The sequence below is a fragment of the Vibrio sp. Isolate30 genome (assembly GCF_022397975.1).
Lineage (GTDB): Bacteria > Pseudomonadota > Gammaproteobacteria > Enterobacterales > Vibrionaceae > Vibrio > Vibrio fortis.
The window spans coordinates 63,725-77,023 of the sequence record NZ_JAKEUS010000006.1 but is presented as its reverse complement, the minus strand read 5'-3'; the positions used below and the strand labels follow the sequence as shown (position 1 = coordinate 77,023).

The 13,299-nt window shown below is 45.7% G+C and carries 13 protein-coding genes; 3 read left to right on the top strand and 10 right to left on the bottom strand.

Annotated elements, in window-relative coordinates:
• Positions 1–111 precede the first annotated feature (111 nt).
• Positions 112–672 (top strand): LysM-like peptidoglycan-binding domain-containing protein, encoded by a 561-nt coding sequence (locus L1D60_RS15140; RefSeq protein ID WP_239841882.1) that lies wholly within the window; start codon positions 112–114, stop codon positions 670–672.
• Between the two features lie 28 nt (positions 673–700).
• Here L1D60_RS15140 and L1D60_RS15135 read toward each other — a convergent pair whose 3' ends face one another.
• The 10 genes from L1D60_RS15135 to L1D60_RS15090 all read right to left on the bottom strand — a co-directional run bounded on the left by L1D60_RS15135 (position 701) and on the right by L1D60_RS15090 (position 10,296).
• Positions 701–1,546, bottom strand: a complete 846-nt coding sequence (locus L1D60_RS15135) for a DMT family transporter (protein WP_239841881.1) — start codon at positions 1,544–1,546, stop codon at positions 701–703.
• Entirely contained in the window at positions 1,546–1,998 is a 453-nt protein-coding gene (locus tag L1D60_RS15130) for a GNAT family N-acetyltransferase (RefSeq protein WP_239841880.1), read from the bottom strand. Before L1D60_RS15130 ends, L1D60_RS15135 begins: the two co-directional genes overlap by 1 nt.
• Before the next feature lie 57 nt (positions 1,999–2,055).
• Positions 2,056–2,622 carry a Crp/Fnr family transcriptional regulator gene (locus tag L1D60_RS15125; RefSeq protein ID WP_239841879.1) on the bottom strand — a complete coding sequence of 189 codons (567 nt, stop codon included), beginning with the start codon at positions 2,620–2,622 and terminating at the stop codon, positions 2,056–2,058.
• 77 nt (positions 2,623–2,699) lie between these two features.
• Entirely contained in the window at positions 2,700–4,463 is a 1,764-nt protein-coding gene (locus L1D60_RS15120) for a lysophospholipid acyltransferase family protein (protein ID WP_239841878.1), read from the bottom strand.
• 57 nt (positions 4,464–4,520) lie between these two features.
• Positions 4,521–4,958, bottom strand: a complete 438-nt coding sequence (locus tag L1D60_RS15115; protein WP_239841877.1) for a YHS domain-containing (seleno)protein — start codon at positions 4,956–4,958, stop codon at positions 4,521–4,523.
• Between the two features lie 12 nt (positions 4,959–4,970).
• On the bottom strand, positions 4,971–5,720 hold the full coding sequence (locus L1D60_RS15110; protein ID WP_239841876.1) for an NRDE family protein: 750 nt from the start codon (positions 5,718–5,720) through the stop codon (positions 4,971–4,973).
• A gap of 2 nt (positions 5,721–5,722) precedes the next feature.
• The gene (locus L1D60_RS15105) at positions 5,723–6,265 is read right to left on the bottom strand and encodes a DinB family protein (protein WP_239841875.1); all 543 of its coding nucleotides are present in this window, start codon (positions 6,263–6,265) and stop codon (positions 5,723–5,725) included.
• A 19-nt stretch (positions 6,266–6,284) separates the two neighbouring features.
• Positions 6,285–7,418 (bottom strand): ATP-grasp domain-containing protein, encoded by a 1,134-nt coding sequence (locus tag L1D60_RS15100; RefSeq protein ID WP_239841874.1) that lies wholly within the window; start codon positions 7,416–7,418, stop codon positions 6,285–6,287.
• Positions 7,415–8,002: a VTT domain-containing protein gene (locus tag L1D60_RS15095; RefSeq protein WP_239841873.1), complete on the bottom strand. Its 588-nt coding sequence runs from the start codon at positions 8,000–8,002 to the stop codon at positions 7,415–7,417. The genes L1D60_RS15100 and L1D60_RS15095 overlap by 4 nt, the downstream gene beginning before the upstream one ends.
• 317 nt (positions 8,003–8,319) lie before the next feature.
• Positions 8,320–10,296, bottom strand: a complete 1,977-nt coding sequence (locus tag L1D60_RS15090; RefSeq protein ID WP_239841872.1) for a bifunctional 2',3'-cyclic-nucleotide 2'-phosphodiesterase/3'-nucleotidase — start codon at positions 10,294–10,296, stop codon at positions 8,320–8,322.
• Positions 10,297–10,698: 402 nt separating this feature from the next.
• Between L1D60_RS15090 and cysD the strand changes: the two genes are divergently transcribed.
• Positions 10,699–11,643: a sulfate adenylyltransferase subunit CysD gene (gene cysD, locus L1D60_RS15085; RefSeq protein ID WP_225310897.1), complete on the top strand. Its 945-nt coding sequence runs from the start codon at positions 10,699–10,701 to the stop codon at positions 11,641–11,643.
• An 18-nt stretch (positions 11,644–11,661) separates the two neighbouring features.
• Positions 11,662–13,089: a sulfate adenylyltransferase subunit CysN gene (gene cysN / locus L1D60_RS15080; RefSeq protein ID WP_239841871.1), complete on the top strand. Its 1,428-nt coding sequence runs from the start codon at positions 11,662–11,664 to the stop codon at positions 13,087–13,089.
• Positions 13,090–13,299: the final 210 nt, after the last annotated feature.

Sequence of the window (13,299 nt, the reverse complement as noted above, 5' to 3'; positions counted from 1 at the left end):
AATCACAATGGCACTATTTTTATTGCATTGCTCCCGTAATGAAGGAAAAATCTATACTGTTCAAGTTTTGGTTTTTATACTGTAGTTAATCAATAGTTAGGGCGCAGCCGTATGAATCGTCGTCATAAGAAGAAACAACAAGTAGATTATTTGCAGCTGTGCAAAGATAAATTCAATGCCATCGAATTTGGCGAAGCCAAAAATAAGATTAGTGGCTTATGGCAGAGCTTGCCTAAATTACACCAACGCGCTTTGATGGTGCTGACGCCTGTCGTATTGTTGCTATTAATCGTCCCTTTTCCAAAATCAGAAATGACTCAAAGCGAGCCGGCAACTAGCCGCGTCGAGCTTGAGATTAATACTGTCGGTTTGAGCGAGCAGAAAAGTGAGCAACAGCAGTCTCTAAAATCAAGCCATTGGAAAGAGTACTTGGTACAACAAGGGGATACCTTAGCGCAGGTATTTCGTAATAACCAACTGCCTTTATCTGACCTTAATGCGCTGGTACGCATTGAGGGCGACGATAAACCTCTGAGTCAGATCAGAAAAGGCCAATTAGTTCGATTTAAGCTCGCAGAGAATGGACAGTTAGACATTCTTCAGCTTGAGAAAGGCAGCAGCTCGGTGATGTTCTTCCGCCTGTCTGATGGTGGTTTTGGGCGCAGCAAGTAAGTATTTTAAAAGATTCGAAAAGGAGCGTTTATCTCGCTCCTTTTTTTATGCGCGGAATTGGCGCTAAAGGCAGTACAATCAAAAGAATACCGATAAAAGTGAGAATATCTGGGATTTCGTTAAACCAAATCATACCGATGAGTGCTACGAAAACTAACCCCGAGTATTCTGCTAGGGCAATTTGGCTCGAATGTGCTTTCTGATAAGCCGAAACTGCCAACCCGTTATAAGCCAAGATCAGCGTTGCGCTTAAGGCGATATAACCAAGGTGCCCCCAAGACACTGGTGACCAAAATAGTACGCAAAGTATTAAAGAAATGGGTAGCGAGAACAGAGTAGTCCACCAAAGTGTCGTCACTACCGATTGCTCACTCGGGAGTTTGCGAACTAAAACATTGAACAGCGCTAGGGTACATGCCGTACCAAGCGCAAATACCGCCGCCCAATGAAATTGCGATGGTCTGAGTACGATTAGCGCACCGATAAAACCGATTGTAGTAGCGATGACTTTCCCCAGAGCAGGGCGTTCGTCTAACAACAGTACCGATAATGGGAGCATCAACAATGGCGCAACGTAAAATACGGCGTTGGCTGTCGCCAGCGGTAAGTGAGTAATCGCCACGACCATACATCCGCTACCAATTAATATCAGTTGGCCGCGAGCAAAGGTGATCTTTGCCTGTTTGAGTTGGCGTTGTACTGTGCTTTGTTTTAACCACAATGGCGTAATTAAAAGCAGTGACAATAGTTGGCGAAAGAAGATGTATTGCAGTGGCGGCACTTCACCATTGAGCAATTTCACTGCCACATCAGAGAGCGAAGCAAAAAAATTACCTGCCACCAGCAGCAAAATCCCAAGTGTAATGTTGGACATTAGCCCTGTAATCTCATATCGATATGCGGAATATCGTCCTCAAGGTACATCTCTGAGATCGTAACAAAGCCGTGACTTTGGTAAAAGGCTTCTAAGTGTTGTTGAGCACCGATATCAATGGTGCTATTTGGCCACAGCTCACGGCTATGCTTGATGGCTTCCGTTAAAAGCTTATGGCCTAAACCGGCACCTCGAGCTTCGGCTTTGGTTGCGATTCTACCAATACTGACATTGTCATAGGTGGTACCCGCAGGCAGCAAACGAGCGCAAGCGACCAGTTGGCCGCCTTCATACCCCAAGAGGTGGCGCACACCAGGCTGAGTGTCTTTGCCATCCAGTTCTGGGTAGGGACAAGTTTGCTCGACAACAAACACGTCAACTCGCAGCTTCAGTAACTCATAAAGTTCGGTTGTGGTTAACTCGGCAAAGGTTGGGGTAGACCAAGTGATCATAATATCTTCCTAAATCTGTACTTGGCGCCAATCTAGCAGCACCGACGATGCCGTGCATTAACCATTGTTAATTCTGCTCTTGATTCTGCTCAGGCTGATTGCGGTAATACCAAGGTAGGCTGCTATTTGATTGTCGTTCAAGCGCTGCAACAAATCAGGGTAGTGCTCGCAGAACAGTTGGTAACGCTGCTCTGGGGTATAGAGCAACATAAAGCGTTCTTTGTTCTCTTTGTGCATCAATTGAGTCTCGAGCAGCTTGAGGTACAGAGGGTTGTTCGTATCGCGCCACTCTGTCAGGGCTTGCATTGGTAGCTCAAACAATGAGATTGGCGTCAATGTCTCTAACAGGTATGGAGACGGTTGTTGCTTAATCAGGCTTTCAAAGCCTATCACCCAATCATGCTCCCAATAGAACTCTTTGCTGAACTGTTTACCTTCTTGCGTTAGATAACACGCGTGGCATAGGCCTTCAACAATGAAGTAAAACGAGTCTGGCACCTCGCCTTGATTGGTGAGGATATGTCGAGTAGGCAACTCTAGTGGTTTAGCTATCTCAAGGAGAGACTCGATTTGGGATGGGGTAAAGCCAAAGCTTTCTAATTGTTCTGTTAATGCGTGGTGCATGGTCACTACCTAAGCCATTTCAATGCAAAGATAATCGCACTTTCTATGGCTTAGGTATAGCGCTAGCTTATGTTGAATTACTGAGCTTGAGAGGAGGTATGAGAATCCAAGTAATCTTGAGCTTGCTCTCTACCCATGTATTTACCAAGCGTTTTTAGCGGTACTTTTTTAAGGTTCACGACAATCAAACCATCTAAGGCGTCATTAAAAGATGGGTCGACATTAAAACACACCAGTTTGCCGTTCATGCCTAGATATTGACGAAGTAACACTGGAAGGCCTTTTCCTTGCTCCATGCGTGCAAGGACTTTGGAGAGCAATGGGACACTCGCCAAAGAAGAGAGCAAGTGATTTTGCCAGAACACATGACTACTGCTGTTCAAAGGAGATGACGGTGAAACTAGGTTAGCTTTCTCTTCATCGTAGTGGTGGATTGATAAGGTCGTGGCGATCAACAGTCGTGCGTTATGACTGTAATCGTTGCTGATGCTGACTGGGCCAAAAAGATGAGTGTATTGTGGGTGACGAGACACAAAGGTCGCGATGCCTTTCCACAGCAGCAACAGTGAATTAAGACTCTTTTGATAAGGCTTACTCACCACTGAACGCCCCAGCTCAATACTGTTTTCAAGGGTATCAATGAACTCTTGATTGTAGTTAAACAGACTACGGGAGTAGAGCTGATCAAGTCCGTGTTCGGCTATCAGTTTGTCCACCATACCCAATCGATAGGCACCAACCAGCTCCGCCTTGGCTTTGTTCCACACGAACAGTTGATGGTAGTAAAGGTCGTATTCATCTAAATCACAGGCGAGTCCACTGCCTTCGCCGACTTCTCGAAAGCTCTCTTCTCTAACTCGGCCAATTTCACGCATCAGATTAGGAATAGATTGGCTTGGTGTACAGTAGACCTCAAACTCGCCTTGCTCAAGGAGCTTCATTTCATTGGGAAGTGAACCAACCTCAATCGCTAATACCTCTGATGAAATTGGGGCGATCACTTGAGTATCAAAAGAGGGCGCTTGGATGAGGCTATCAGAACTCTCTTGTTGACTCATTAGGTAGGTATTGAGCCTGAGGTAGTTGACGATATCCATCTCTTGTTCAAACGACTTGATCTCTGAATAAGGGATGGAAGCGCCAATTGAAATCGAGATGGTCGTCGCTTGCTTGTTTAGGAGCTCACGACCAAGTAAAGCCGTCCTTAGCAGCGGGTGAACACGCCCTGCTTGGTAGAAAAGCTCACTGTTTTTGCCATTGATAAAGATAGGAACCGTTGTGGCTTGATGACGTTTAACGAATTTCGCGACTGATTTGCTCCATTCGATATCAGTGAGTGTTTTTGCTCCTTTACGGTAGCTAGACACTTCGCCAGCCGGAAATACAATCAGTAATCCGCCGTCAGCTAAGTGACGATTAGCGTCTCGGATCGCTTTGGCATTGGTTCGTTTTGATTCTTTGCTATTAAAGACATCGACACCAATGAAAAGATCATCCAACTCAGGCAGTCGCTTGAGCAGTTCATTGGCCAGTACCTTCACATCCTTTCTAACCGATCCGACGAGATCAGCAAGGATCACTCCTTCAATGGCGCCAAGCGGGTGGTTTGCCACGATCACCACAGGCCCCTCTTTGGGGATGTTGTCCGTGCCTCCCGATGCAATGGAGTAGTCAATATTGAGCGCCGATAGGGTGTAATTCATGAATTCAAAGCTAGATAACTCGTCTTGTCGATCTTGATAGAGTCGGTCTAGCTTAGATAGCCCAGTTGCCCACTCGACAACAGACTCTCCTAGGCCAAAAGGCGTGTAACGTGGTAAACGAAAAGGACTATCAATCATAATATAGCTACCTTATTAAAGGAGGTTGTTAAGCTAGGAATATGCCTCGTGATTCCCTTACTTGATCAGCTTCGGCCAAGCTTTATCGGCTTGTTGAATGTGTTGTGCACGGTCTTGCTCCCACGTCTCTTGAATCTCTTGGTCGTAGTTAAGGTAAAGTTTGTCATCAACTATGGTCCAATATTGTGGATCGCCAGGTGCAAAGTCGTTTTTGGCAGAAACGGCCCATGCGCAATAACCACCATACTGAGGCGCATACTTTTCAGGATTATTAACAAATAAAGTCAGATTCTTTTCAGAAGAGAAGTACCAATCCGCGCCTTTGTATTCGGTGCTGAACTTTTTACTTCCTTCAATGGGCTGGCCAGAAGTGAAGTAGGCGACTGTATCGTAGCCATCGAGTGCTTTATTGCTGAAAAAGCCGGTATAGATTTCATCGGCGGCAAGCACGTATGGGCTAACAAGTAGCATGATCATCGTGAGTAGTTTTCTCATAATAGACTCCATCTATAAGTTGATTGCTGGGGCAAGGTCGAAGGTGAAACGTTGCTGGTTTATCTGAGCAGGTTGTAGCGGTTCACAGGGAGCTCCTGATGCGTAGAACATCGACGCTTGGCCCTGCTGATTACGTAAATGGGTAAAGCTGACTGTATGAGCATCGGTACGGTGCATACAAGTACCCAAATGGGGTTGTTCACTGTGATGGTGAGAGTGGAACTTCAATAAACTTTGTTGGTTCTTACCTGCAGAGATAAGCTGGTCGTATTTTGCTTGTCGGTAGGCCTGCACTCTTGCCAAATCGATGCCTGAAGAGAACAGTGGCGAATCGGTTTCAACAATGTTGTGCTCAAGTCCATCCCACTTGTAAGCGACGACGACACCGTTGTGTTGGGTCAAATTGGGGGCGAAAGCGAGCAGGGTAAATGGCGCGAAAGCATTCAAATCTAGTCGCTGAAATGCCTCTGTGAGCTGATTGATATTGCGACATGACGACATGTTCTTAAGCAATATCCCACGGCTAGTCAATGGACCATCTGGCACAATACCTTGGTAGTTATTGAGCAAGCACAGTGAAAGACCAAACTCGTTAATGCTGATCCAACTACCACCTCCAGCAGGGTCAAGCGGCATAATGATATCGACACCGTTAACCTGATATTGCTTCGGCGGCATAGCTAACGCTCGTGTTTTCTGCTCATCACGATTAAAAAAGACCTGATAGCCATTTTCTTCGAGCAGCCAAGATACTGAACACATGATTACTGCTCCCTCAGGTAGCTATTGGTGGTTGGGGCATAGCCAAAGGTGTTGCAGGTTTCTACGTCAAGGAAGGTGGTGATCACCTTGATCATTGCGTAGTGATGATTCGCATGTAGGGCAGCAAAAGTGATCTCTCTTTCGAGCGTTGAAGGCAAATTTGCAAGCACCTGAGTATCCATTGAAACCTCGGTTTGGACCGTTATAGGAGCTTTGAGATCATCATGATCTAATCGCTCAAGCCAGTTGATGACATATTGGATCTCTTTTAAGGCAATCGAGCGGTCGAACTCGACTGGATGACCGCGGCGACGAGTGTTGTAATCAATGGTCGCGTTCTCTTTTAAAATCAGAGCATGAAACAGATCAAGCGTGTGGCGAGTATGCTCACCAATGGAGCTTGAGACGTGTGGCTTAGCACGTGTCAGGTAGTCACTGTCAGAGATGGCTAACAAGAACTCTTGGCCTTGATTCAATATTTCAACGGCTCCTTGGATACTAGGAGAGAAAGAAGTGAAGGCGCTTGGTTGGGCTATCGGGTTCATTCATGATCCTCGTATAAGGTTAGTCAGTGGTCGGGTATTGTTGAACAAGGCGTCGCTCTTTTTGCCACGCAGCAAACAGACTTTTAAAAGAAGGTGGCTGATGGCCTCGCTGTTTCTGTTGCGCGCCAATATCAAAAAGAATGCGATATTGCTGAAGCAGCGTAGAAAATATTTCTCGTAGTGGGGTGTTTCGATCCCAGATGTGTGCCGCCTCACTGCTCGCCCCGTTGACCTCAAGAATCGTAAATTCTTCGCCCCTCATTAGGCTATGAATGTCTTTGAACTTGACGTCTAATCTTCCATAGTGGAATCCATCAAAATCGTTAAATATCTTATCTAGGCGATCGGTTAGCGCTGTGGTGATGTACTGATTACCATCTCTAAAAATAGAGCCGCGGCTATGGCTACCAGCAAAAGCGAGTTGAAACTCTTTGCCATCAGCAAGCACATGATCCAACTTATCTTGATGTCTTGGCAGGTAAAGGTGGCTGAGCTGTCCCGCGCGTGGGCTGCTTTCAATTAGCTGCTTGATTGTAGATGTGCCATCGCCTGTCACCATTGGCGCGTATTTGAGTGTGATCGAAATGATCTCTCCTTGGCGACGATTGGGATAACGAACGTAAAACAGTCCCGCTTCCGCTTGGTAAGGCGCTTTTTCTTGTAGCAAAAAACGAGCGCCCTGAGGGAAGGACTCAACATATTGCTCTAGCTGGTTTTGAGTATTGATCAATTTAACGCCCGCACCGCGACAGCCAAGATCCGGCTTAGCGACGACGGGGAAATCAAGATTCGATTGGATCAAGGCTCGGTGTGCATCCTCTGCCTGTTTTTCACTGTTGAGATCAGTTTTGGTTAACGTAATAAAGGGAGAGATCCAGCGCTGACTATACGATCCAGCAAGACTCAAGATATCGTGCTTTGACTCTCCAACCATGCCACTGAGTTTGATGCTTGGGTTGGCAACTAAAGGCAGTGCCCAGTCAAAATGCCGTAACCCTTGAATCAAACTCTGAGCCACCACTGGCGTGTAGAAAAACCAAGCAGGAAGAAACTCATAGGGAGAAACGCTACGCACGGTATCTTTTTCGAGTATGGGCATCCCGGCATTGATTTGATGTGCTGGAATGATGTGAATATCTTGCGATGAACTCATGACAGTCCTCTAGAGTAGGTTTTATTCATTAATCGATTACTGATAAACAGCAATGCAATAGCACACGGGATAACGACCCATTGATATTCAGAGGCTTGCAGCCACGCTGATGTCCCTAAATAGTAGATGGTAGAGAAGACCACACCAGTCCAGAGCGCGGTCGCACTGATAACGGCCAATAAGAAAATCGGAAGAGGGATGACGAAAAAGCCACTTAAGGTAAAACCAACAGTGCGCAGCCCTGGAATAAAGCGAATGATAAAAAGGCTACTGAATGAGTTGTGACGAAGCTTGGTTCGAAGCGTGCGAAAGTAACGGTTAGTCAGAGCTTTATAACGGACACCTCTAAAATATCGCCCTGATTTACCAAGGTAATAGAGCCCCAAGTCACCGGTCGCGATACCGATGAAAATAGCCAACAGTGCATACTGTGCTGGCAAGAGGCCTTGAGTCGCCAGTCCTGCCGCAGACACAATGGCTAAGTCTTCAAGTAGATAAGAGAGCGCAATGATACCGAGCATCAGCCAGAGCAGAGACTCTTCCCCTGAATGTAACCACGCTTGAATGCTTTCGATGGTGCCCATCAAATGTCCCTATCTATCGTATAAATGAATGCCTTACTGACCACTCATTGAGTGTAGTAAATGAAATAGACACGGGCAGTGGATAAAAACTTGCAGTGAGTTGTAGAATTTTTGTGCTTACAGTGCACTCTTAGGAGCAGAAATGGGGGAGGGAATTGTGAATTTATGGGATAAGGGACTTGCTTAAAATTAAACGCTTTTGACGATTAACATCCAGAAAAATAAAGATTTTTACAGAGGTGACTTACCTATATGAAAAAAGGCTGAATCGTTAAATTCAGCCTTTTGAAACATTAACTAAAGATGATTGAAAAATCTTATTTAGTTAGGTCGATTTGGTAAACGCCAAAGCCAACATCGTCAGTCGCAACACGTTTCATCGGGTACTGACCCTTCTCTTTGATGAACTGTGCCGCTTTCTCGCTTGGTGATGTTTCAAAACGGATGTCTAGCTTTTTGCTTGTCTCGATTGGTGCAAAAGACCAGTTGTTATCTGCTGTTGGGCTTACTTTACCTTGCTCTTTGCTTACGCGAGAGATGTAGTTTGCAAGAACAGTACGGTTCTCGTCCGGTGCATCAAAAGCGATGTACTCAACACCTGTACCTGGGAACTTCGCACTGTAAGCACGGTAGTTGTTGGTCGCAATCAAGAAGTCTTGGTTCATGTCGATTGGCTTACCTTGGTAGGTTAGGCCAATGATACGCTCTGACTCAGGGTTAACCACTTTACAGTTCGCGTCGTATTTTGCTGGCTGTGTAACGTCGATTTGGTAGTTCACACCATCAATAACATCGAAGTTGTAAGTACGGAAGTTATCCCACTCAATCAGTGATTGTGGAGCTGTAGAGTTAGCGTCGATTTGGTTGAATTGACCTGCTGAGCACTCTAGCCACTCTTTAACTTCTTTACCTTTTACCTTCATTGCAACAAGCGTGTTCGGGTATAGGTATAGATCGGCAGCGTTACGGAAAGTCAGTTGACCAGACTCTACTTCAGTGAAGTTTGCTGGGTCATTCTTACGGCCACCTGCTTTAAACGGAGCGGCTGCAGAAAGTACTGGTGTACCGTCCAGGTCTGGGTCGCCTTGAATAAAGCGCTCAACGTAGTCTTTCTGTGCAAGGTTAACGATTTGAACCGTAGGGTCATCTTGTACAAGAGATAGGAAGCTGTACATTACGTCATCAGCTTGGCCGATTGGTTGGTTTACAAAGTCACGAGTACCGGCGTGATCTTTCTCCAGTGCCGTCACAATGCCTTCGTCTGCCGCAGCCAGTGATTTCTTCTCTACTTTGTCGTAGATAGGACGAGCTTCAGATTGACCTTTTACTACTTCCCATTTGCCGTCTTTCTGTACCAGCGTTAGGTCCATAATACCTACGTGGCTACCCCAACGACCTGGCATAACCGCTGCAACGCCGTTCATTGTGCCCGCTTGGTTGTCAACACCTTGGATGTTGTCAAAGCCTTTGCCCGGGAATACCGCGTGAGAGTGACCAAATGCAATCGCATCGATGCCTTCTACTTCAGATAGGTAAAGTGTTGAGTTTTCTTCGCCCGCTTTGTATGGGTCTTGAGAAACGCCAGAGTGAGGAATCGCAACGATAACCTCAGCGCCTTCAGCTTTCATTTGAGGAACCAGTTCATTCGCAGTCTCTAGGATGTCGCGAGCGATAACTTTACCTTCAAGGTTCTTCTTATCCCAAGTCATGATTTGTGGTGGAACAAAACCGATGTAACCCACTTTTACTTCATGTTCTACACCTGCAGTATCTGCAAAGGTATGAGTCTTAATGATGTAAGGCGTGAAGTAGTGTTCTTTAGTTTCTGCATCGTAAACGTTAGCACTGATGTATGGGAAATCAGCATCGTTAATAGATTCTTCTAGGAACTCAAGACCGTAGTTGAACTCGTGGTTACCGATGTTTGCTGCATCGTAATCTAGTTGATTCATCGCTTTGTATGCTGGGTGAACTTCACCAGCAACAATACCTTTGTCTGCCATGTAGTCACCCATAGGGCTACCTTGCAGCAAGTCACCGTTATCAACAAGAATGCTGTTCGTTACTTCACTTTGAGCTTCTTTTACAAGAGTTGCAGTACGCGCTAAACCGATCTTTTGTGATGGCTTGTCTTTGTAGTAGTCGTAATCCATTAGGTTAGTATGAATGTCAGTCGTTTCTACGACGCGCAGTTTGATTACTTCATCTGTGTCTGGGGTGGTTGTACAGCCAGCTAGAGTCAAACCTAGTCCAGCCAGTACCGCTAGCGATAAAGGTTTCATTGCAACTTTCATTATGGAGCTCCAAGATTGGATGGGGAAGAATTTGTTGCGTAATGTAACAAAGTGGAATGAAACAATGAGTACGTCATGTGCTAATTCGTGACATGGATCTTATTACTTTATGCTGTTCTGCCACCCTTATCCCAAACCGCTCAATCCATACGCAACAAGCGTTTATTAAAGGTAGCCCATTCATTTCTATAAGGAATAAATGTTACAACCATTCCTTATCAGCTTTTCGAATAAAAAATGAAATTTTAGAATTTCCAGTAATATGAGAGGCTCGTCATAATGCTTTCATTGAGGGCGTATTGGGCTTGAATGCATAGCAAAGACTTTTTGTTGCTACCGAATACGCCAATTCACATCACGGTGAATGAGTTAACTCCCATGCTTGGTTGAACCAAGTATTGCATCGCTCGTGATACGAGCCTTAAAGGAAGCACTGAAATGGACCAAGAACGTTTAACCCACCTAAAACAGCTTGAAGCGGAGAGTATACATATCATCCGTGAAGTAGCGGCTGAGTTTGATAACCCAGTGATGATGTACTCCATCGGTAAAGACTCTTCTGTGATGCTTCACCTAGCTCGCAAAGCGTTTTATCCGGGCAAAATCCCTTTCCCTCTTCTACACGTGGATACCGACTGGAAATTCCGTGAAATGATTGAGTTTCGTGATCGCACTGCTGAGAAGTACGGCTTCGATCTTTTGGTTCATAAGAATCCAGAAGGTTTAGCAATGGGTTGTAGCCCGTTTGTCCACGGCTCATCAAAGCACACCGATATCATGAAGACTCAGGGCTTGAAGCAGGCGTTAAACAAGTACGGTTTTGATGCAGCCTTTGGTGGTGCTCGTCGTGATGAAGAGAAGTCGCGTGCGAAAGAGCGTGTTTACTCTTTCCGTGACAAGAACCACACATGGGACCCGAAAAACCAACGTCCAGAGCTATGGAAAACCTACAACGGTCAGGTAAACAAAGGCGAGAGCATTCGTGTATTCCCGCTTTCAAACTGGACTGAGCTGGATATTTGGCAATACATCTACCTAGAAAACATCGAGATTGTACCGCTTTACCTTTCAGAGAAGCGTCCCGTTGTTGAGCGTGATGGCATGCTGATTATGGTTGATGACGATCGTATGGAGCTGCAAGAAGGCGAGGTGATTGAAGAGAAGAGTGTTCGTTTCCGTACGCTTGGTTGCTACCCACTGACAGGGGCAATTGAATCTGAAGCCAATACATTAACAGGCATCATTGAAGAGATGCTGGTGGCGACATCCAGTGAGCGTCAAGGACGAGCGATCGACCACGATCAATCGGGCTCCATGGAGCTGAAAAAGCGTCAAGGTTATTTCTAAGGATCTAAGGAAAGAAAAATGAATAGTGCAGTAGAAGCTGAATTGGCTGAACTTGGGATCGAAGGTTACCTAAGTCAGCACCAACATAAATCCATGCTTAGATTCCTAACATGTGGTTCGGTCGATGATGGTAAGAGTACTTTGATCGGTCGCTTACTCCATGACACCCAACAGATCTATGAAGATCAACTGGCAGCGGTTCATAACGATAGCCAACGCGTAGGTACTACGGGTGAGAAACCTGACCTAGCGCTACTTGTTGATGGTTTGCAAGCGGAGCGTGAGCAAGGCATTACCATTGATGTGGCATACCGTTATTTCTCGACTCAAAAACGTAAATTTATTATTGCTGATACTCCAGGGCATGAGCAGTACACACGTAACATGGCAACCGGTGCATCGACTTGTGATCTGGCGGTGATCTTGATTGATGCACGTAAGGGCGTACTGGATCAAACTCGTCGTCACTCGTTCATCTCTAACCTACTAGGTTTGAAACATTTCGTGGTTGCGGTTAACAAGATGGATCTCGTCGATTACTCACAAGGTCGCTTTGAAGAGATTCGTGACGAATACCTAGAGTTTGCAGAAAACCTAGAGGGCGAGACGAATATTCAAATCCTACCGGTTTCAGCGCTAGAGGGTGCAAACGTTGCTGCGGCGAGTAAAGAGCTGGCTTGGTTTGAAGGTCCATCGCTACTTGAAGTACTTGAGAGCGTTGATATCGACCAGAAACGCTCGGCAGGTGAGTTCCGCTTCCCTGTTCAGTATGTGAACCGTCCAAACCTAGATTTTCGTGGTTTTGCCGGCACGATCGCTTCTGGCAGTGTCAAGGTGGGTGACGAAATCAAGGCGCTTCCATCAGGTAAAACCTCGAAAGTAGCACGCATTGTTACCTTTGATGGTGATCTAGAATCGGCGCAGGCTGGCCTTGCTGTGACGTTGACGTTGGAAGATGAGATCGATATCAGTCGTGGTGATTTGATTGTGCTTGAGAATGCGGAAGTGCAATCAACCAATCACATCCTGGCTGACGTGGTTTGGATGACGGAGCAGGCTTTGCAACCGGGTCGTGAGTACGACATCAAAATTGCGGGCAAGAAGACGGTAGGTCAGGTGACAGCTGTTCGTCATCAATACGACATCAATAACCTTGCAACACATGATGCGTCTGAGCTGCCGCTTAATGGTATTGGTCTGTGTGAGTGGTCATTGAATGAAACCGTTGCGCTGGATAAATATCGCGATAGTGCAGATACCGGTGGTTTCATCGTGATTGACCGTCTAACCAATGTAACGGTTGGTGCTGGTTTAATCCGTGAACGCTTAGATTCTGTTGAGCAAAAAGTCGGTGACTTCTCAGCGTTTGAGATCGAATTTAATGCTCTGGTTCGTAAGCATTTCCCACACTGGGATGCCAAAGATATCAGTCAATTACTTAAGTAATCATACCAATCACAGTAAGTAAATGATCAGAAATAGCGCAGAAAAAAGGCTTGAGAACAAGGCGGAATTTTCGATAAGTAGTTATTCTACAATCAAAAATTCTAACGCAGTTATCGAGCATTTTAACAAGCTAGGGCGAGCAGTTATTTACTACGATTGGTATCAAGTTTCGATGTAAAGCAATCGGCGAGAGCTTAGGCTCTCGCCATA